The organism is Acetivibrio straminisolvens JCM 21531, assembly GCF_000521465.1.
GTDB classification, from domain to species: Bacteria; Bacillota; Clostridia; order Acetivibrionales; family Acetivibrionaceae; genus Hungateiclostridium; species Hungateiclostridium straminisolvens.
Genome location: NZ_BAVR01000025.1, coordinates 1 through 21971, shown reverse-complemented (window position 1 = coordinate 21971; position 21971 = coordinate 1). Strand labels below are relative to the sequence as shown.

At 36.8% G+C, this 21971-nt stretch carries 12 protein-coding genes and 4 pseudogenes; 2 read left to right on the top strand and 14 right to left on the bottom strand.

The window, feature by feature from the left end; all coding sequences use genetic code 11:
* Nucleotides 1-21: 21 nt before the first annotated feature.
* Both JCM21531_RS24415 and JCM21531_RS25070 read right to left on the bottom strand, forming a co-directional pair.
* Nucleotides 22-1620 (bottom strand): annotated as a pseudogene (locus tag JCM21531_RS24415) (family 43 glycosylhydrolase); the annotation flags it as partial.
* A gap of 54 nt (nt 1621-1674) precedes the next feature.
* Nucleotides 1675-2091 (bottom strand): annotated as a pseudogene (locus tag JCM21531_RS25070) (AbfB domain-containing protein); the annotation flags it as partial.
* Between the two features lie 232 nt (nt 2092-2323).
* On the opposite strand from JCM21531_RS25070, the gene JCM21531_RS24410 reads away from it, so the two are divergent.
* Nucleotides 2324-2596 carry an AraC family transcriptional regulator gene (locus JCM21531_RS24410; protein ID WP_094184766.1) on the top strand — a complete coding sequence of 91 codons (273 nt, stop codon included), beginning with the start codon at nt 2324-2326 and terminating at the stop codon, nt 2594-2596.
* Between the two features lie 83 nt (nt 2597-2679).
* Here JCM21531_RS24410 and JCM21531_RS08195 read toward each other — a convergent pair whose 3' ends face one another.
* From JCM21531_RS08195 to JCM21531_RS21400, 7 genes and pseudogenes are all read right to left on the bottom strand, one after another.
* Nucleotides 2680-3456: a formate/nitrite transporter family protein gene (locus JCM21531_RS08195; RefSeq protein ID WP_038288971.1), complete on the bottom strand. Its 777-nt coding sequence runs from the start codon at nt 3454-3456 to the stop codon at nt 2680-2682.
* Between the two features lie 302 nt (nt 3457-3758).
* The gene (locus JCM21531_RS08190; protein WP_038288970.1) at nt 3759-4319 is read right to left on the bottom strand and encodes a class I SAM-dependent methyltransferase; all 561 of its coding nucleotides are present in this window, start codon (nt 4317-4319) and stop codon (nt 3759-3761) included.
* A gap of 1318 nt (nt 4320-5637) precedes the next feature.
* Nucleotides 5638-10671: pseudogene (locus JCM21531_RS08175) on the bottom strand (RHS repeat-associated core domain-containing protein); the annotation flags it as partial.
* Nucleotides 10672-10919: 248 nt separating this feature from the next.
* Nucleotides 10920-13748, bottom strand: a complete 2829-nt coding sequence (locus tag JCM21531_RS08165) for an Athe_2463 domain-containing protein (protein WP_243467429.1) — start codon at nt 13746-13748, stop codon at nt 10920-10922.
* Between the two features lie 100 nt (nt 13749-13848).
* On the bottom strand, nt 13849-14649 hold the full coding sequence (locus tag JCM21531_RS08160) for a copper amine oxidase N-terminal domain-containing protein (RefSeq protein WP_038288963.1): 801 nt from the start codon (nt 14647-14649) through the stop codon (nt 13849-13851).
* 234 nt (nt 14650-14883) lie between these two features.
* Nucleotides 14884-15668 (bottom strand): annotated as a pseudogene (locus JCM21531_RS08155) (stalk domain-containing protein).
* A gap of 307 nt (nt 15669-15975) precedes the next feature.
* Nucleotides 15976-16386: a hypothetical protein gene (locus JCM21531_RS21400; RefSeq protein WP_243467426.1), complete on the bottom strand. Its 411-nt coding sequence runs from the start codon at nt 16384-16386 to the stop codon at nt 15976-15978.
* 589 nt (nt 16387-16975) lie between these two features.
* On the opposite strand from JCM21531_RS21400, the gene JCM21531_RS21395 reads away from it, so the two are divergent.
* Nucleotides 16976-18532, top strand: a complete 1557-nt coding sequence (locus tag JCM21531_RS21395) for a stalk domain-containing protein (RefSeq protein ID WP_094184765.1) — start codon at nt 16976-16978, stop codon at nt 18530-18532.
* A 145-nt stretch (nt 18533-18677) separates the two neighbouring features.
* Here the strand turns inward: JCM21531_RS21395 and JCM21531_RS17715 are convergent, their stop codons facing one another.
* The 5 genes from JCM21531_RS17715 to cas1 all read right to left on the bottom strand — a co-directional run bounded on the left by JCM21531_RS17715 (nt 18678) and on the right by cas1 (nt 21587).
* Nucleotides 18678-19118 (bottom strand): GDP-mannose 4,6-dehydratase, encoded by a 441-nt coding sequence (locus JCM21531_RS17715; RefSeq protein ID WP_059387192.1) that lies wholly within the window; start codon nt 19116-19118, stop codon nt 18678-18680.
* An 8-nt stretch (nt 19119-19126) separates the two neighbouring features.
* Nucleotides 19127-19627 (bottom strand): NAD-dependent epimerase/dehydratase family protein, encoded by a 501-nt coding sequence (locus JCM21531_RS17710; protein WP_059387191.1) that lies wholly within the window; start codon nt 19625-19627, stop codon nt 19127-19129.
* Between the two features lie 91 nt (nt 19628-19718).
* Nucleotides 19719-20333, bottom strand: a complete 615-nt coding sequence (gene cas4, locus JCM21531_RS08130; RefSeq protein ID WP_038288961.1) for a CRISPR-associated protein Cas4 — start codon at nt 20331-20333, stop codon at nt 19719-19721.
* Nucleotides 20308-20598, bottom strand: coding sequence for a CRISPR-associated endonuclease Cas2 (gene cas2 / locus JCM21531_RS08125; protein WP_038288960.1), 291 nt, complete (start codon nt 20596-20598; stop codon nt 20308-20310). The genes cas4 and cas2 overlap by 26 nt, the downstream gene beginning before the upstream one ends.
* Complete coding sequence (cas1, locus tag JCM21531_RS08120; protein ID WP_038288958.1) at nt 20592-21587, bottom strand: CRISPR-associated endonuclease Cas1; 996 nt, start codon at nt 21585-21587, stop codon at nt 20592-20594. The genes cas2 and cas1 overlap by 7 nt, the downstream gene beginning before the upstream one ends.
* Nucleotides 21588-21971 lie beyond the last annotated feature (384 nt).

Genomic DNA, 21971 nt, shown 5'->3' with positions numbered 1-21971 from the left:
AAAATTTTTTAGTTTCGCTGTCTATAGTTGACTACCCCAAATTGCAACATTTCCATTCTTAGATATTGCGCTAAAAGTCATAACATACTTCTTAAGGCCTGCATCCCACTGCTTTAGTACAATACCCGTATAATTCGTGCCGTTAACAGTCAATCTGATATAATTTTCACCGTTTAGTTCCCATTTTCCGTTTATACCGCTTCCGCTAACCGTTCCGTCATTATTCAGGTATATTCTTACAGAATTTTTTATATTAGCGGATATATCCTTGCCATGATTTACATAGCATAAGTGCCGATGACTTCCTCAGGAGAATACCGTCTTTTGGTTTCCCCCGCATAACGGTGGGGTGCTACTACAGGCCAACCATCTTCGTTTATAAACATTTGGTGCACCCTCACCTGATGCATCTCTCCATGACCGGGAAAACGGGTGTGGAAAATAATAAAATATTTCCTCGACTCTTCATCATAATATGTTGAATTATGCCCCGGTGAAACATAGCCGATACCGCTGTCAACAAACCGGAAGTTGCCCATTAGCTTAACACCATAGGGTTCAATAGCTCTATCATCAAAGAAAGATCCTGCCGGGCCGCGGCAATCAATCATATTATTGCCTTCAGCATCATAATAAGGCCCATCAGGATTTTTGGATCTGGCAACCCTGATATTATAGCCGCCATCGGCAGTTAATCCTCCGAAGCTCAAGAACAGGTAATAATAGCCAGTATCCGGACTGTATTGGATATATGGGCCCTCAATCCTGCTATGGTTTGCACCCAGCAATTTCTTTCCGTATCCTTGTCCGGAATATTGCTTACCTGTGGAAGGATCCATCTTCAGAATATAAATGCCGCCGGAATAAGAACCGTAAACCATCCACAAATCGCCGTTTTTATCGAAGAAGGTATGCGGATCAACTGCATTAGGATGTATTGTGGCATTATAATTTGTTCCGTCCTCACCTCTTCCCGAACCGGATCTTAATAGAATTCCCAAATTCTTATAAGGGCCTTCCACTTTATCAGCTCTGGCAACACCGAGCAGATAGCGGAGAATCTCCTTTGCACATACAATAGTACATGTAATACTTGCCGTCCCGAAGCTGAATTATATCCCCAGCCCACATTGTATCGGTTTTTGCCCAGTCAAAAGCTTCTTTCAACTCATCAAATACATTCGGTATTAAAGGATTGCCTGTACGGACACTGGAGTTTATTTGCTGCCATTGGATTAGGTCATTGGTTTTGGCAAAGGCAAGGTGCGAACCGATAACATAGTAAGTTCCATTGGTTTTTATCACCGAAGGGTCATGCACCGATACATCTTTAAAGCTCGGTGTAAACAATGGTTGTGTTGGTGTTGGGGTTGCCGCCGGTGTTTTTGATGGAGTTGGACTTGGGGAATTATTGCCCTGTGCCGGAAACACAGATATAATCTTTAGTATATATTTTTTCAGATAATTTAAGTCTGTTGAATTAACCGCACCGTTTCCGTCAGTATCCGCATTTAAAATCTTCTCTTCTGTAAGCGTTATACTTTTAAGCAAATACCTTTTGAGTAATGTAAAGTCTGTCGAATCAATCTTCCCATCGGCATTTACATCACCTATAAGTACCGGTGGAGGTGTTGGTGTAGGTGTTTGGGTATCATCGCTGATTATTTTAAAAGTTGCATCCTGTCTGTCAAGAACTGTCACAATTTCATCCAATCTTAATAAATAATTATAATGCCTAATATATCTGGTAGGATAATTATAGGACTGAAAAGAAATATATGAAGAATCCGCAAGTCCGGGTACTATTTTAAATGTTGCATTCTCCGCGAAAAGTGAAGTTCCGTCGTTTTTTTCCAAGCTTAAATCATAATTTGAATGTCTTAAGTAGTATCCCGGATAATTTACCGATTGAATAGAAACATACCCTTCTTCGGTATTGGCAAGACCCGGAACCAACTCCCACTCGGAATCCGTTTCCGGCGTGACATTCTCGTCTATCCTTGCATCAAAATTTGCATGTCTTATGTACATATTGGGATAATTATAGGATTGAAGTTTTGCTTTTATTATTGTTGTACTTGAATAACACACTAAAATAGTTGACAGTATCACCGCAAAAAGCAATAAAGTAAATTTAAGAACCCTGTTTACCACAAATAAACCCTCCCCATTATCTATTTTTTATTTAAACTTATAATTTATTATACTAATACGAAAATTAAACGTTTTTTGGAGTGGATTTCTGCATTATCAAATCATACCCTATTCTAAGAAATCTCTGACCATTAATGTATAATAACAATAGAATAATTCAAACAGAGAACTGTCCCCTGTTATAAAAATTCTTGACTGGAATAAAGAATTTTGGGAATATAAAATACTCGCAAGGCTAATAATTGAAAGATATATTGAGCAACTTAAACGTAATAAAAATCCTATTCGAAATATTTATATAAGAAAGGCCATTGACTATATTTATGACCATTTAGGAAAAGATTTGACTTTAGAAGCCGTCGCAAAACATGTAGAACTAAGTAAATGCTACTTTTGTACCCAATTTAAAAAATATACCGGACTTTCCCCTAAAAGAATTTAGAGAGGAAAAGTCCGATAAATACTCCATTGGTATTAAAAGTAATATTTATTAAATATACTTCAAGTAATCTTTGCTTTATATTTTTATTTTTTTACTTTTTCTATATCCCTGTAAGCCAGTAAATAATTAATGCCCGATACAATGATGCCTCCACCGATAAAATTCCCGACACCGGATACCGCTAAATGATAAGCAATACCTTGGGCTGTAAGTTCTGCACCATGAAATAATGCTGCGAACAAGTAATACATATTAGCTACAATGTGCTCTGTTCCGCTTAATATAAATACACTAATTGTAAGCCACAAAACAACAATCTTCGTAATTTCTTCTTTGCAACTGTAAGCCAAGCATACACCGGTGCAAACGATAATATTACATAGAACGGAACTTACAAGCAACTGGCCTATTGGCATATGCACTTTATGAATCGCTTTAGCAATTACCAGATTGGTTACCGCTTCGTCAAAAATCCCCGAGGCTTGAGTTAAAAAAGCTGCAAAAATTGCTCCAAGTAAATTTGCAAATACAATCAAAAATAAAATCCTGATGGTTTTATTGATTTTTGTACGGCCTGCATAGACAGCAACCATAACCATGCAGTCGCTGGTAAACAGCTCAGCCTGCATTAAGATTATTGCAATAATTCCTACAGGGAAAACCACTGCTCCCAAGAAATTGCCTAGCCCAGGGGTTGTAACGCTTGCCGAAACCTTAAGGCTTCCTATTGCACCAATGGCAATATACAATCCGGCAAGAAACCCCTGCACAAGCAAGATAATAAACCGCTTATTGGCCTTATGCTTGCTTAAATACAGTATGTACTCCGTTAAAGCTTTCGGTCCTGAGTGAACATTCATAAATAAACCTCTCTTACTATTCCCTATTCTTTTTGCATTTTGTATACAATCAATTTGCCAAAACGCAAACACAGCATATATAATAACACATTTATAGCAAATTCAAAAGCATTTTTATGTTCATATCAAGAAAAAGGGTCAGATTCCCCCAGCCTTTTAATTCCAAACTATTTTGAGCATTTACATACTCCATTCCCGACTTTCCTGCTGATATCTCGCAAATAATGAGAAAAAATAGAATGTCGCAGGCTATTTTTTATACACAACAACAAAACTTTTTCCTTTTACAATATCTTCAATTGTTACCTTTGAAAAACCGGCTTGTTTGCCCAGCTCAATAAAATCTTCCGGTTCAAAGAGTTTAAAACCTTTCGTTGTAGAAAAAATTTTTTTAACCATTTCTTTGTATAAACCACATTGTAGAATGTTCCATCGGGTTTCAAACAACAGTGTATCTTTTTTAACACTCCTATGGTATCTTTCCAAAAGTAAATCGTATTTATGGATGAAACCACATCAAAAAAGTCCTTGTCATAAGGCAATGCACAGCAATCTCCCACTATGAGATTTAATTTGCCATCCTTTAATGCCTGGATATTTCTTTTTTCCGCGTTCAACTTCATATCTTCGGATATATCTATTCCAAACAGATGAGGCTGAAAGCGCTTGTAAATTAGCTCCAACAAATAGCCATTTCCGTACCCGATATCAAGTACCTTTGACTCTTTTGTCAAATTCACCATTAAAACAACCCTACGATACATCGCTTTGTTTATCACATTCATAATAATACAACAGCATTTGCCGACGAACCCCCGTGGATTTCCAAATTGTGAACCTATGTATTCTAAAAATTTACCCATATTTTAATCCCCCTCTGTAAATTGTCTGTAAGCGTCAAATAAACTCGCATATGGGGTAATAGTAGTGCCGCATTTAATTTGGGGGAATATTATCTATTTTCTTAATTAGATTTTATTGCGTTTTCCTAATTTCTTTGTATTCTGGTCCCGGATAAATACATACACTCAATTCACTACATCATCCTGATAGGAAAACTTATAAAAAATATTCCTACAATAGCAGTTAAAATATTTATACCTAATAAAATCAGCAAATGTTTTAAATTCCATGCTTTAAAACATATCATGACTACTAAAAGTATTAAGTTTATTATATTAATAATAATTGCAGCCATTATTAATTTTACATGAATAGATCTCAAAATACCTCCATACATAAAAATGCTCGGATAAAATACTGCAGTTAGTGCAAAAATCCAATAAAGTGTAGTAAACAATACTACTATGTAATATACCTTGAATTTAATTAACATATTTCGTATATCCATACAAATCTCCTTTCTTATTTCCCTTTCGTTTCCAATTCTGTTTTTCTAATTTCTATTAAATTTTTTACAACAAAATAATTTACTTGTGCTTTTATAGTCATGTGTCCCGATTGCAGATTCATGATATCTTTATATGAAAGCTCTGAAGTATTCCCCCACTTTTCAAAAGGTTTCACATCATATTTATCATGCTTAAAGAATCCGGTTATCGAGCCCGGAACATAGTTATAAGTACCCATATTGGCTGGGTCTGTAACTATCTTACCGGTACCTGTATTATAAACAGCTTCAAATCTGCCATCTGCAGATACAAACTTAACGTTTAGAGCTCCGTCAATATCACCATAATCATATCTATGATATGCAGTTCCTATGGTTGAAAACAATTTCCATTCTCCCCCAGCAGCCATGTCTATCATATCATCCAAGTCAGTAGGCGCTCCGCTATAAGAATTCAATGTATTTCTAAAGTAATGCATCCGTTCTGTAATACTATCTAATTGCCTGATATTTTTGTCAAAGGTATCAAAGAATAGCTTATAGTTTGGATTATCTACTAAAGCATCAGGATTTGCCTCCAAATCATCCATCATTCGATTTATTACTGCTTCTGCCGCAGCTTTTTTTCCATTGCCAAAGATATCCCACCACTTACTATTCTCTTTTTTAACCTTGCTATATAAAGCATTTAACTCATAAAAATATTCATCCGTTAAAAATTCAGATTCAATATTGCCAATTTTCTCTATTCCTTCATTATTAAAATAGTCTAAAATCCAATTTAACCCCGGAATTTTTTTGATAATACCATCCGAATTGCCACCTAAAATATCGCTAATTACATCATTAAAGCCGACCCCCTCTTTACAGTGTCCGGTTGGGTCAATGTATTTTATCGGATTGTTGGCAACATAGGTATATAAGTTAAGTCCGTCGCCTCGGAAGGTGTCTTCCTGCATAAACCTTCCTACACTTGGGTTATAGTACCTTGCCCTCAAGTAATATTGGCCTGTCACAGGGTCATGCACTTCTCCCGAATACTTGAATCTGTTGTCTACTTTTTCAACACTTTCTAACATATTACCGAAAGCGTCATAGCTGTAGCTGTTTACCACCTCCCCTCTTCCGTCGGTAAGCGCAGTAATGTCTCCATGGGCATTGTGGATATAATAGTAGATACCTTTGTTGCTATCTTCCTTCTGCAATATCGTATGGCCCCGGACTATCCTGTCCTTCAATCCCCAATCCTCGTCCACCTCGCATGCTATGTTTCTTCCGCTGTATACATACCTGTTGTATCTTCCGTTTTCTATCGATATCGATCTCAAATTCTCCGCATCATATATGTTTTCCATATATGTTCCGTCGGGGTTTTGGACACGTATCAATCTGTTAAATCCGTCATAGCTGTATAATTTGCTTAACCCACCTTCTTTCTCTCTTATCAGATTTCCTCTTTCGTCATACTCATACTCTGTTATTGAGTCCGTTTTTAAGCCTTTGGATTAATCTATTGCAATTATCATACTCATACTGCTCCAGTATGTCTCCAAATTCTCTTCTAAGCCTGTTGCCGTTGGCATCATAGGTAAATCTCTCTTTTATATTCCCCGGATATATTACTTCCTGTAAGCGGTTTAATGCATCATAGCTGTAGGCTGTAACTTTCTCGTTTTCTTCCTTCAAAATCCGGTTTCCGTTCCCGTCATAGGCATATCTGTACGTAAACATTTCTTTGCCTGACGGATCTATATTTAAGAGCCTGGTTATATTCTTATCCAGGTTGTATTCATATTTTGCAGATACTCCGCTTCCGTACAGTATCCGGGATATGGTGTTGTCAATATTGTATTCGTATTTTGCGGAAATTTTATCTCCGTTCGATACCGCAGTTACCCTTCCCAGCATATCATATGTATACTCCACCGGAGTTCCGCTTATATCGGTGAGTCTGGATATAAGTCCGTTTTTATTGTAGTCATATTCGAGTACCTTTTGGCCATTTGTTGCCTTGCTTTTTAGTCTTCCTCCCAAGGTATATGTATAAGTATGTATAGTGGTACCGCTTATTGATGCGGCTAGGCTTCCGTCAATATTATACTCGTATTTTTCCAACTGTCCTTCTTCTTCCCAACGGCTGGTAACATTATTGTCCGCGTTGTAGGTGTAATATGTGCTGCGTCCGTCCTTTCCTATCCTTTGCACCATTCTTCCCTGTCTGTCGTATTTAAAGGTTATTTTCCTTCCATCCGGGTCTATTATCTCAGACAGGAGGTTTAAGCTGTTGTATGTGTACCGGGTGGTGTTCCCTTTGCCGTCGGTGCTGGATATGAGGTTTCCTGCATAGTCGTAACCGTATTTTATGTTGGTTCCGTCGGGCTCTGTGATGCTTGTTATTTTCCCCCACAAATCCAGAGTGTACTTTGTGCTGTTTCCGTTTCCGTCAACTATTCCGGTTATGTTTCCTTCCGCATCATAGGTATATTGCTGGCTCTTTTTTTCTTGGAGCTTTGCTTCCGGAGTTGTTATATCCACTAAACGTTTTGCCAGGTCATAACCAAATTCCACTCCGTATCTGTCATTGTCATTATCTGCTGATTTATAGCCTGTTGAGTCAATCCTCTTGATTATTTCTCCTGCGGTATTGTATATATTCTTTTCGACTACTATTCCTGCTGCATTTGTTATCTCAATGAGACGGTTCATCGAGTCATAAAGGTATGTAGTGCCCGCTCCGTCATCTTTCTTAGGGTCATAGTTCTCCGGATCAACGTATTTTACCACATTTCCCGAATTGTCGTAGAAAACCCTGGCGGTGTTTCCGTCAGGATCGGTGACCCTTATCTTTCTGTTCATTTCATCATACTCGTTTATTATAATGCCTCCATTAGGCAAAATCTGCTTTATGAGATTACCTGCACGGTCATACTCATAACTTATGCTTCTAGCTCTTGTGTTTAAAAGGGCACAGTACGCACTACCGGTTAGTTTTACCCCGTTCTGCGGCTGATACAATGTGCTTTTTATTCTCCTGTTGGCATCGTCATATTTGAACACAGTCAGATAGCCTTCCGGAGATATTACTTCGACAAGGTTGCCGTTTTGGTCGTATTTGCATAATGTCTCGGCTAAAACTTTCTCGTCACTAAAGCCGGAAAGGTCTTCTCCATCCAATTCCCGTATTACTTTTACCGGTTTTCCCATACCGTTATATTCATACCGGGTTACCCTTTGTTTTTTATCATTTATCTTGATTTTCTCCAAAGTCCTTTTGCCAAAACAGTCATATTCAAAGGTTACAGATGCTCCAAGGCTGTCGGCTACTTCTATCAGATTTCCCTTCGGGTCGTATTTGTAGTTTATTATGTTCCATTTCTTCGGATATCCTGTCTTTGTCACATACTCCGGAGATTTTTTCTCCTGCACTACTCTTCCGTTTCTGTCATGCACATATTCTATTATGTTATAGCATACTTCTCCGTCTTTCCGCTGTAATGGTGTCCTCTTCTCGACAAGCCAGCCGGCAAGGTTGTACTTATATATTGTCCCCCACCGCTCTTCGTCATTATCTGCACTAATGTAGCCTTTCGCATCTATCTCCTTTACTATTCTTCCGTCTTCGTCGTATATGTATTTCTTGATGACGTTTCCATCAGGGTCTATTATTGATGTAAGCCTGTTCATTTCATCATAGGTGTACCTCATACCCGGACCGTCATCCAAAGTCTTATCGTAGTCCTTCCAGGATATAGTCTTTACTATATTACCCTGTGGGTCATACTTTATCCTAGACATACTTCCATCCGGGAATATTGTTTTCACTCTTCTGTGGTTGGTGTCATATTTGTATTCTATTCCTACGCCGTCATCTTCCGTGTGGTTGTAATAGTTCGGGTTGATTTCTTTTATCTTGTTGCCGTTTTCGTCATATTTTACCGAGAAGACATTGCCCAACGGATCTATGGTCTTTATTAGCTTATCCATTGCATCATATTTAAAGGCATACCCTGCTCCGTCCGTGCCTTTTTCTGCGTATTGCTTCGCTGCTATAATGCCTGTCATGTTTCCGGCTTTGTCGTAGCTAAGTCTTGTGGTATTTCCTTCTGTATCGGTTATGTGGGTTATACGGTCACAGTCATTGTATTCTAGTCTCGCTGTGCCATAGCTTGTAGTTATTGCTGTTACCCGGCCTACTTTGTCAAATTCGTATTTGAATGTATTTCCTACCGCATCCTTTATTAAGGTCGGTTTATTTACATCATCTTCTCCGTACTCAAAGCTTGTTGTATTGTTCTCCGCATCCTTTGAGGCTGTCATTCTTCCGTACTCGTCATAACTATATGACCACTCCGAATAGCTTTTGCTTCCGGTTTTTATGATACGTTTTAAGAGGTTGCCCTTTTCATCATATTCAAAGGCCGCCTCTCCACCGCCCGGTGAAATTGCTTTTATCAGTTTGTTATCCTCATTGTAGCTATATTTTGTTTTGAAGCTGAAGGGCTTAGGTGCAATTATTTCTATTAAATTACCTTTATCATCGTATTTTTTATATGTTGTGTTGCCGTTTCTGTCGGTCTCGCTGTTCCTGTTAAGGTTTTCATCATAGGTATATCTTTGCACGCTTCCGTCATCATATCTTACTTCCGTAAGGAGCATGTCCGAATTGTATTTATATACACGGGTTATACCGCTCTTTATCCATTTGAAGGTGTTTTCATGATTCTCTTCATTATATTCTATAATTAACTCATTGTTTTCATGATCAAGCTGCTTTACCACTCTGCCGCTTTCATCATAGGTGTTTTGGACATAGGTGTTGCCGTTCTGGTCGGTTATTGAAATTAGTCCTATGTCATCATAGGCATAGATTTATTTTTCCCCCGTCTGTATATCACCTGCGTGAGGTTTCCTTTTTCGTCGTATTTGTACCTTATTTTCCTGTCTGTGTGGTCAGTTATACAGCTAACTTTGCTGCCTTCATAGGAAAACATCAAAAGCTTTCCGCCGGGTGACACCACGGAAGACAGCAGGCCCTCCCGGTTGTACTTAAACTGTATCTCGTTACCGTTTGAGTCGGAAATTGATATAAGGCTCCCCGCGTGGTCATACTTGTATGTAATTCCTTTTTGAACCTTTAATATGTATATATCGTCCTCGGTCTTAAAAAGTGTGTCGTATACACCCTTGGGAGATTTGAAACTTCCCGTACCGGTATGCTCAAATACCCTTATGTTCCCTTCCGGGTACACTACTATTATGTCCTCACTGTCTTCCTTCTTATTTAGGCATGTTTCATAATCTATTCTCCAGCCTTTTCCGAATATACCTTCCGTATTGTCCATGGAGTTGTAATATCTGGTTATCTCAAGACTCATACCCCTCGAAGGTATGGTTATATCTCTTCTTGTTAAATAAAAATTTCCCGATACTACGTTTACAGGGTCTCCCGCAAACGTATTCGGGCAGTTTGCAGTTCCGGGGCCTACAAGCCGGTTCCATAATGAATAGCCTGCACGTATGGCTGAAGATATACCTTTTCTCAATACCACAGAAGCAACTAAACTTTTAAAGCTTGCAGTCTTCATCTTTCTCGCCGTGGCCGAGGCTTTATTGTCAGCATCTATCATTTTGTCTCTTGCCATTATAAGGTCTTGGGACATTCCATCCAATCCCTTGGCTATCTTTCTTGCTGCATCTTGTGCCCTCGATACTTTCCAATCTATTCCCTCTTTACTTCTAAGCTCCCAATCAATGGAGCTTGTTATCCTTTTTATTTCCAGCGCAATATCATCAAATTCCTTTGATATTTCTTTCACCTTGCCTGCTACCCTTGTCATCTGCTCCGGTGTTATCTTTATCTGCATATTTATCTTCAGCCCTCTACTTTCAAAACCGATTCGATATCAATTATGTAAATTATACCATCAGCAATTTTTAAAATCAATAAACTCTCTAACTCCGGTTTTATTTATTCTTTCAGCTATTTTTGAATATGAAATCACCGTACTCTCTTTGTGATAAAATAAAAGAGACCGACAATCAAATTCCCTTTTGCTCGGCAAAATATCTGTCAGCCTCTTGTTCATTCCTGTCTGTTTAGCACAGTATAAAATCAACTTATATCATCAAATATCGAACCTTTAACAGTGATTTCTATTCTGTCAAGATTCTCAATTCCTTTTAGCTCGCCAAGCTTTTTGTATTCATTTCCGCTTCGTGCAAGGTTAATATTGTCAAAATATACCCTTACAACATAGTTTCCATCAGGCATATATGGGTTGGTATATAACCGAACATTATCAGGATTAATTTTTATAGTCACCTTTGTTGTTTCTGTTATTTTATACATGCTTTGACCATCTTTAATATACTCCCGATATTTATATTTATCTTTACTTGATTGCGTTCCCGACTCGCTATATCCTTCAAGGATTGCCAGCAATCGAGGATCAGTATATTTTCCGCTTTCTTGGCTATGTTCTAATTTCTCATATACCGGTACAGCAATTTCCTTTTCTGTATATAAAAGCATAGCATCATTGACCCCGGTAGGATCTTTTGCTGTAAGTGCAACAGGAACACTCGATAGTTTTCCTCCATATACCGGCACAGGTTGATTTTGAATATTAACTGCCCTATTGTTATTATCGATATAAATCAAATTTGACTCATATCTAAAAGAATCAATCAAGCTCTGTACAATGTCTCTGTGCTCGGCAGTAGGTTTCATTTCAGGCTTATATATTTCTGTCTTTACTTCAAATGTATAAGTGCCGGTTGGATTGAAATAATATCCTGACTTTATAGGATAACGATAGCTTTTCAAGCTCTCGTCCGATGCGAAAACTGCTTTGTCATAGCTTTCTTTGTTATAATTTCTGTTTCTTGCCGCTTCTCTGCTCTTTTCATAGTCCATTTGCATTGTCCTTACAGTACCCCATTTAATTTCAGCCTTATCCTGCTGAGTAAAAATTCTTTGATATCGGCCAGGTACAGCAGTCCAACCATATAGTTCACCCATTTCATTTTCATGAGCCATCCACCTTACCACATTAAACTTATACGGCTCACTAGTCCAGAACATTTCTTTTGAAAGGCTGTTTGTAGTATTGGATCTTATTTCATCCAAATACTTCTTTTGTGGAACAAACTCCATTCCATTATATATTTTCGCCGTAATTGCCCTTTGGTCCGTAACATGTCCAAATGTAGCTGAAATATCCTCATTATGTCCCGGACACTCCCAAGTACCATCCGTGCTATCCTCAGAATTATTTGGAATCCACTTACATCCTCCACAATAATATCTGCGTGTTGCATTTGCCGTACCTTCAGCTTTTACAGTCCCTGTTTTTGCCTTCATTGCCGGTCCGTCAAGATACTTTTTCTCTTCCGGATTGTCATAAAGTCCTGTTGCCGAATCATACGTAACATCTTTTCTGTGTATTGTTGTACTGAACTCAGGATTCAAGGTAATTTTGTCCCGACGTGTTCCACTCGGTATTATATTTCCTGTAACTTCAAACGGATTATATAATCTTGGAGTCTCATTTGTTACATTTATTTTACCGCTCACATTGCTAACCAGCCATCCATTACCCAAATCCAATTCTGCAGTCATACCATTCTTGTCAGGTAAAGGTATATTTATCTTTTTACTTAATACGTTATAGTCCAGTGTAGCTTCTCCTGTTGTATTTATTGGTTTAACAGCCTTAATCGTTCTTGTGATAACATTATTTGAATAATCTCTTTCATATATTTTTCTGTTCTCAGATTCATGGATACCGTTATACTCTTTGACGCTTTCGTCTGTATTCACTTCAAAACGTATGTCAACATCTCCCTCAGGCATTGTAAAGCTTGCATAGAGTACAGGAGCTCCCATTACCTCTGTTTTTTCTTCAGCTTCTTCTCCTTCTTCTCCGCATGTCTCTTCTACTTTCATATTACTAAATGTTTTATCGGCTGCCAAATTAACAGTACCAACATCCACTGTATTTTTCCCCAGATATATCACATTTTCAATCGGTTTGCCGCCGGATGTAATCTCCCATTTATACGTCACGTTTTCTAAGACCTTGTCAAAAGTTGAATCTATTTTTACTGATATCTGCACTTGAGTGCCAGGTACAGCACTTGATTGCATTGTTTCAAATAACGGCATAATGTCATCCGCCAGCAAAATAAAAGGTTTGTACCTAAAATACTGGTAGTATGAATAATAGTTTGGCTTACTCATATTATCCGGTCCGGTTCCGCCGTAATAATAGAATGCTATTCCAACACCCCAGGATTCATATGTTGGGGGTTGAATTATATATATGTAGTCCTCAGGATTTTCTGCTATGCCCGGGGGCAACGGTCCCTCAATACATCTGTTGAAGAATTTGCGGTTGCCTGTATTTTTTTCAACCATATAGGGTAAAAAGGTTTTTGAGTTTTTTACCCATTGTCTAATAACACTATACGTTGATGCAAATTTATCCGGTTCATACTCTAGATATTGGTTTTTATGTGTATCTCTAGGATCATCTGGCGACAATTCCTTAGTAATCCCCTTCACATCGCTATCAGGCAGCTCCCATGGTTCTCTAATCCATCTACGTACATAAGTAATTTCATCGATGTCAAAATCCGGATTGGGATACGGCTCATCAATATAAGAGAATCCAAGAGCTCTGTAATCACCATCTGAATCTTTTACTCTTCTATCATTTCCATACTTTGTACCTTCATTAGCTCCTTCTTCTATAGAGCCATATACAAAAATAGGTAACCCTTGGAATGCTTTTAACTCATTGCCACTAACAGCTAATTTTTTATTTAATGGTCTTTCTTTATAATATGATTTTTCATCAAAATAATCGCCTACATAGTTGTATTTATCTACCATAAATTGGTTTGCTTTCGCCAAGGAATCTAATACCTCTTTTTCCAACAAAATTGCATTTGCATAAATTTCGTTAATAAAAAAAATTTGCAAAATTAATATTAAAACAATCAAAATACTATTGATTCGTTTCATTCTTTTATACCTCTCAATCGTTACTCCGTTTATAGGTAGCAGAGCAGTAAAATATAGATATATCCTCCATAAAGGACTCACTTATCCAAATATACCTTCTACTTTTACTGTCATATATATATTTTTCAGGCAAATAATATTTCCGTTCTTTTTTCTGTGAAACATAAGCAATAACTTCATCAACTGTACTTCTATCACATTTTTGCAAAAGTATTTGTCTTAAATCTTCCAATTGCCCTTCTACATCTGCTCGTAACAAATTAATCTCAAAACAAGCCTCTGTTTTTCCGCCCCAGTCTTCCTCTACAGCAATCAAATTAGTATCCAAAGGCACCTCAAATCCTGCTACTATCTCAATTCCTTCTTTCTTATCAGCCGGTTTAACATTGGTATTTATGTATACAGTCCTTATATCCGGATCCCAACTTACTACAGCATCAAATGCCTCTGCCACATATCTTGCAGGTACAAAAGTCCTTCCCGATATCAACAATGCAGCTGTATCCATTTTCTTCTTTTCACCGTTTAATTCATACTCTGTTTTCCCTATATACAAAACAAGTTTCTTGCTGCCTTTCTCAAATACTGCCTTCTGCTCTTTGCCATCCCAGGTCACATTTGCTCCCAACTTCTCCGCTATAAATCTTGCCGGTGTTTGAGTCCTTCCATTTGAATCAATAAACGGCTGTTCATCCGGAAAATACAATCTTTCACCGTTTACCTCTACCCTTAGCGGTAATTCTACTGCACCCGCAATAGATGTCAACATCATTAAAACGCTCATTATTGCCAATACCAACGCTATTTTCTTCATTAATAAACTCCTCCCTTGTATAATTAATCTAGCTTTTTACTCAATTATATAATTCTTTATTATTCAATTATATTTTACCTTAAACCCTATTTCAATCTTATCTTGAGGTTTTCAAATTTTTCTTTGCGTAATTTCTATATTTAACTCATATATATTTCGAGCAAATATAACTTGCATAATCAGCATAAGAACACTTAATTTACATAAAAATACACTTTATTTTTATACTTCACTTTAAAAATCTTCAGCACAGTAAAATACATTGATATCTTCTAAAAATGATTCCTTTATCCATATATATCTTCCACTTTTATTGTCATATATGTATTTATCAGGTAAATAATATGTTCTTTCCTTCTTCTGCGAAACATAAGCTATAACCTGATCCACTGTGCTACTATCACACTTTGCAAAAGTATTTGTCTTAAATCTTTCAGCTGCCCTTCTACATCTGCTCTTAGTAAATTTACTTCAAAACAAGCTTCTGTCCTACCTCCCCATTCTTCCTCTATTGCAATCAAATTAGTATCCAAAGGCACCTCAAATCCAGCTACTATCTCAGTCCCTTCCCTCTTATCAGCCGGTTTAACATTCGTATTTATGTATACAGTCCTTATATCCGGATCCCAACTTACTACAGCATCAAATGCCTCTGCCACATATCTTGCAGGTACAAAAGTCCTTCCCGATATCAACAATGCAGCTGTATCCATTTTCTTCTTTTCGCCGTTTAATTCATACTCTGTTTTCCCTATATGCAAAACAAGTTTCTTGTTGCCTTTCTCAAATACTGCCTTCTGCTCTTTGCCATCCCAGGTCACATTTGCTCCCAACTTCTCCGCTATAAATCTTGCCGGTGTTTGAGTTCTTCCATTTGAATCAATAAACGGCTGTTCATCCGGAAAATACAATCTTTCACCGTTTACCTCCACCCTTAGCGGTAATTCTACTGCACCCGCAAAAGATGTCAACATCATTAAAACGCTCATTATTGCCAATACCAACGCTATTTTCTTCACAGATCAATTCCCCCTGCAATTTTTAAGTTATTTTTGAATTCCGTTTTGTTACTAAATTATACATTAACTTTATTATACAACCACATTATACTTAAAACTTCGCATCAATGCCATCCTAAAGCTTTCGATATTCAGTTTTACGTTTCCATATACTTCTTCATTTCTGTTGATATAGTCTTAATTAATCCGCATATTACTAACGCGACTAATGCCAGAATTATTAATGCAATCAATATCTTAAAGATGTACTGTGAACCGGTTTCATATATTACCAATTCATTACCATCAGCATCTGTTTTTATAAATTTCATATACCAAAGGCCTGTCTCATCGAGTAACTAATCCCATCAACATCTAAATTTCTTTTGTTTGAATGATTTTCATAATAGCGTTCTCTTTCAACCGGATCAGAGATTTTTTCTGTCCTTATTAATTTTGCGTCAGCGCTAAAATAATAACGCATACCGTCTCTAGCCGTAAAAATTATAATATTGTTTTGATTATCAAACTCAAACAAATAACTGCCATCCACTTTAAAAGCAAAGGAATATTTAAAATTGCCATGTTTATCATAGACATTAATATAATCATCACTAAATCCTATAGCAACGTCGCCTAAAGAGTTTGCCGAAATGCCAACCGCACAAAAATATGTTTTATGTTCTTTATTAATCTTTCTAAAATTCAACACATTCTTTCCGGTTTCATCGGCATACACATTACCAATTGCTACACTCAGTAAAATAAATAAAAGAAATATGCATCTCTTCATTTGCCATCACCACACAATTTTAGTCATTATGGACATATATGCAATCATTGCCAAAGCCATAGTACATTTCCCCATACCACGTCATTCATTCTGCCGGTATCATTTACAACACCTCGCCCAAATTTTTAAAATAGCTAAAGTCTTGTTTTCTTAGAACACTATCTACTTTTAATTCCATGCTAAAATATAGGTTGGTAATCAAATAATCCTCTTCAAAACACAACTTTATTCATAAATAATCATCCCGGATTTTTGGCACTAATACTATTTACACAAATCTCATACAATTCAATAGCACTTTAACGGTATAGGTGTGAAGTCTAACATGCTTATTTCCTGCGTTACACTAGTCCATATTAATATCATACCAAAGAAGCCAAAAAATGCAACTATATTCCAACAACAAAAGTAATTTACGAATGAGAATAAATTAATATTTTGCGGTAATTTTATCATTCAATATAATACAAGTTTTTATGAAATATGTTATAATAATTTTCATTCATTACCGCAAAATAATTTTGGAGGGAAAGAAATGAAAAAGAAAATTGCCTTCAGTATCAAAATCCTATTAGTTATCTGCATTACTATATCAATCCTTGGTTCCGGTATACCGGTTTTGGCCAACAGCTCAAATTCTGCCGAAGCAGACCATTATGCTATAAAAGCCTACAGTGCTATTGCCCAGGATAATTATGACTTGGCACTTGATTATTGCAACAAAGCTATTAACATTCAACCCGAACCGGAATTATATTGCTTAAAAGCTGAAATATTGCAATACCAGAAAAAATATCAGGAAGCTTTAAATGCTATCGAACAAGCATTATCCATTTCCCCTTCCTATGGAGATGGATACATAAGAAAAGCATTTATTTATTCAGAGCTCAACAAAAAAGACGAAATGCTAAGTACTTTTGACCAAGGAATTGCTGCATCACCAAACCATATACCCTTATATGTATTCAAAGCAGGCGCCTTGCTTGAAATGAATAGAATCTACGAAGCTATCGAATGCTACAAACTCGGAATAAAGAACAATCCGAAGGAATTATCCTTCTATATCACGTTAAGCGACCTCCAATTTAATGTAAACAACATTAACGAAGCAATGGAGTGCCTAAAAAAAACAATTGAACTTGACCCTTATAATGCAGGAGCCTTTTACAATACTGCATGCGTATATTCTTTTTGGGGAAGAACAGATGAGGCCCTCGTTAATCTTAAAAAAGCCATTCAATTGGCACCCAGATATAAAGTTCTAGCAATAAATGACAAAGACTTTGATAATATTAGAAATTCAAGTACTTTCAAGGCATTGACAGGAGTAGGTGTTTATGTAGACGGAAAATTTATGGAATTCGATGTTCCTCCTACTATTGAGGAAGGAAGAGTTCTTCTGCCTTTGAGAATAGTATTCGAAGCTTTGGGGGCATCTATAGAATGGATAGATTCTACCAAAACTGTAAAAGGCCAATTGGGTAACACTTCACTTTCACTTCAAATAGGCTCGAAAACAGCCCTTGTAAACGGAAAAGAAGTGACCCTTGATGTACCAGGCAAAATAGTCAACGGCCGAACTCTTGTACCGGTGAGATTTGTATCGGAATCCTTTGGTGCCGATGTGGACTGGGACCATGATACCAAAACCGTTTATGTTGCTTCTCAGGAAGAAAACACAAATAACACCGGACTTTCAAGAGAAGCCATTATTGAAAAATTGGATGCATCCCTCGACATACTTCCGATAGACGGTATGTTTCCCGAACCTTACGGCATTGAGCCTAACGAAGCAAAAATGATTTTTGTTGCCAAAAGTGAAGAGAATTTGAATCTCTTTAGAGCATTGAGCAAGGAGGATAAAATCGATTATTTAAATAGAGTTGTTCAGGAAAACTACGGTTCGGTATTGGGATGTGACACTGTTGAAGCATCTTTTGTTTATGACAATAAAATGTATTACAGACTTTATACTACATATGAAGCCGACTCAAAGAATCTTGAATTGGAAGTTTTCAAGCAGGGCATGCTCGTTAACGTTATCGAACAGGATCAAATAAACTTTACCTTTAGGTATTATTACGGTAACTAGTTACTTTATAAGATGCAAAAAAGCCATTGCGATACTTTTTCGCAGTGGCTTTTTATTTTTATCTATTTATTTTTTGATACAAATATTGTATATTCCCACATTCCCTTCAATATACGATTTGTAATTTCCTATCTTCTACGAGCAATTATGATAATTTGCTTAAAATGCTTTTCTCTATATCACTAATTTCAAACCCATCTATGAGCCGGTTCAAATCAATAAATTCAACAATTTTTTTCATTCCTTGCTCAAACGTATATTGAGGTTCAAATCCAATGTCTTGTTTTATTCGATCGCAGTTTCCTATCATAGTCACATCACGAAACGGGAACCACTCTCTTGCTTTAAAGCCGGTACTGCTCGTATCCACCAAAACAATCTTCGGTTCGACATTTAATACTTTCGCACAAATCTCAACCCAGCCTTTAAGCGATATGTGTTCTTTTCCGGAAATGTTATAAGCCTTTCCGAAGCAAATATTATTCTCGCAAATAAGCCGGATGGCAGAACATAAATCATCAATATATCCGAATTGTATTAACGGAAGACCCCTTCCGGGAACAATTATTTGATTTCCTGTAAGCAATCTTCTTATTACATAAGTTTCTCTATCCAGATTGTTTCAGGGCCGTATAAATAAAACGGTCTTAAAATTGTAACGGGAAATCCATTTTCTTTATACTCTTTAAACAATACTTCTTCGCACAAATATTTATTCGTTGAATAATCGCCCCATACAGGACATGTGCCGCGTTTACTCTCCTCAGTATACGGATAAATATTTTCATCAATATATACTGCTGCACTGCTAATATGTATATAATGTTTTATATTATGATTAATTGCTTGAATAGCGATTTTTGTTTGATTGGGAGTATACGCGGAACAATCCGCAACAATATCAAAATTAATTCCTTTACATACATTAGAAACCTCTTCCAAACTGTTTCTGTCTGCTTTTAAATGTATTGTCCCCTTTGGGTTGGAGTGATTTCCGCGATTTAACACATATACCGCATATCCCATTTCCAGGAGCTTCTCTGCTATTGCCTTTCCAACAAAAATACTTCCCCCAAATACTAATGCTTTTTTCATATCAGTCCTCCATGTCGTTTTTATGTATGTATCATTTTTGACGTGGTTATATTCCTCTTCTTTGTATATCTTTCGGGTTCTGTTCCTTCCTTTATATTTTTATGCAAATATTTTTATAGCAACAATCTAGGCATTTACTTTTTTGCTTTGTTGCTTCAGGATAATATCCATCCAAGACCTTTCTGTATTCATCTATATATTGACAAATTTTGTCCTTATCTTCATCTGTCACGCAAACTTCCACCAGTCTGTTTTCTTCCCTGCAATACACTAAATATCCCTTATGAACTTTTTTGCCAAAAGTTTCTTCTATCATTATTGCATACATGACAAGCTGATTCTTATAGGTCTTGAAAAGTCTTTCATCATATGTAGCAAATTTATAATCCAATGGTGCCATTGTTCCATCCGCAAGCGTATGGACTTCGTCTGCACTTCCCCTTATTCCATACTTTTCAGAAACCAAGTTTACTCCTATCATTTTACCCATCGAACCAATTTTCTTCGGCAAGTAATTCTTGTTCTGCTCTCCTCTCTTTTTATGTATTTCTCTTCCCATCATAACTTTAAACCGTTTTTCCTCATTCTGGTCAATTCCAAGGCATTTCATATAATAAATATATCTCTTGCAGTAAAGGAATTCAATCATGTCTGAAGGTGTGATATAGCATTGGTTCTCATTAAAAAAACTTTGAGATGATTTCATCAGTTACCAACTCCTTGTCAAATGCCTGTCCCAACAAACCTGCTTTATTCAGCTCAGCCTTGCTCATTGTAAACACATAAACAGAATCGACTTCCTTGTCTATTATGCTGTCAAGCACCAATTTAAGTTCGTCAAACTTATTGCTCTCAAGGTCACCGAGAAATACACTTTTTTGCACACGGTAAAGTCCGGCATTTTTACACTTCTTTATTATGTTGTTTCTTGTCTTATTGGAGACAATATCATAAATTACCCATGTCAACATAGCATATTCTCCTTCAGTATGCGGTTTGCAATCTGATGGCAGTCATACTGAATAATGTTGGCAAACTCTATTCTTCTTCCCCTGTAATTCATTTTAACTTCCAATTCTTTGTTATACTCGGATATTAGTAACTGCTTTCCTTCTTTATTTAGGTAGAAGCCATCTTCAACATTGTCAAAAAAATCATCCTGAATTTTCTTTGTGCTAAACAGCCGGAAAACTATTTCATCCATATAGCCTCTGTACATCTCAACCATATCATATACAAGGGCCTTTTTATTATAATTGTCGGTATGCATGATACCTATATATGGATCCAACCCTGCAATTATGCAGGCTTTTTCAACACTGGAATATAAAATACCGTAGGAATAGTTGAGCATACAATTGAAAGGATCTTTGGCGGGATTTCGGCTTCTCACCTCAAAAGCATATTTTTCCGGAATCAACTTGCCAAGAGTTTCAAAATATACTCTTCCGGCAGTTCCTTCATAGCCGAGAAGCATGTTTCTTACATTGTTTATTGTTTCATTATGATTAATCGACATAATGTTAGTTTTTTGCTTTTCAATCTTTTCCAAAGCATCTTTAATTATTGCGCGTTTTTCATCATCTCTGCGGTTAACCTCCAATTTTTTTAGCAGCCGTATTTGATTATCCATCTTTTCTAAGATCCACTCTTTTACAAGTTGAAGGCCAAAGGGACTATCCTGGAGGAATAACTGCTTTCTTCGAATTGTACTGATGCTTCCGAGCTTAGAATGCCATACGCGCCCCATTGGTTGTCCCGTACTTTTTAAAAATATTATGTCAATATTATATTCAAGAGCTAACTCAATTGCATCCGTTGTAAGAGCTGCATGAGTAGTAATCATTATTTGGTCGACTTTGGTTGCAGCTATTTCTCTTTTTTCATTTTCGCTCTGAATCTGAAAGCATTCTCCCCTTTTGCAAAGGTAAAGCCCGGGTGTATTCAAAATCAGCTTCATTTTGTACCTCCTCACAAGGTTAGTTGTTGTGGTGGCTTAAGGTGTCTTAATATTTGATTTGCCATAGGCTCCTCTTTAACGTTTATGTTTAATAATAGAGCTATAATTATGTTCCAACCTTGTTTTACTGGAAGTACCTCTTCAACAAAATATAAAATTAGTGCTATTAGATTAATAGTTAAGTTTCAATCCTTGTTTTACTGGAAGTACCTCTTCAATCACCAGGGGTTTTATTTATTGCCCCAGCAAGTCTTGGTTTCAATCCTTGTTTTACTGGAAGTACCTCTTCAACTTAAGTTCAAATAGCGCCTTCGCAACATTTGTAAAGCGTTTCAATCCTTGTTTTACTGGAAGTACCTCTTCAACGAAATTTGATCTGATTAA

Excerpts from the sequence above, each read along its gene's own strand:
- JCM21531_RS08160 (WP_038288963.1), bottom strand. The coding sequence starts at position 14,649 with ATGAAGAAAATAGCGTTGGTATTGGCAATAATGAGCGTTTTAATGATG.
- JCM21531_RS17710 (WP_059387191.1), bottom strand. The coding sequence starts at position 19,627 with ATGAAAAAAGCATTAGTATTTGGGGGAAGTATTTTTGTTGGAAAGGCA.
- JCM21531_RS21395 (WP_094184765.1), top strand. The coding sequence starts at position 16,976 with ATGAAAAAGAAAATTGCCTTCAGTATCAAAATCCTATTAGTTATCTGC.
- cas2 (WP_038288960.1), bottom strand. The coding sequence starts at position 20,598 with ATGTTGACATGGGTAATTTATGATATTGTCTCCAATAAGACAAGAAAC.
- cas1 (WP_038288958.1), bottom strand. The coding sequence starts at position 21,587 with ATGAAGCTGATTTTGAATACACCCGGGCTTTACCTTTGCAAAAGGGGA.
- cas4 (WP_038288961.1), bottom strand. The coding sequence starts at position 20,333 with ATGAAATCATCTCAAAGTTTTTTTAATGAGAACCAATGCTATATCACA.
- JCM21531_RS08190 (WP_038288970.1), bottom strand. The coding sequence starts at position 4,319 with ATGGGTAAATTTTTAGAATACATAGGTTCACAATTTGGAAATCCACGG.
- JCM21531_RS08195 (WP_038288971.1), bottom strand. The coding sequence starts at position 3,456 with ATGAATGTTCACTCAGGACCGAAAGCTTTAACGGAGTACATACTGTAT.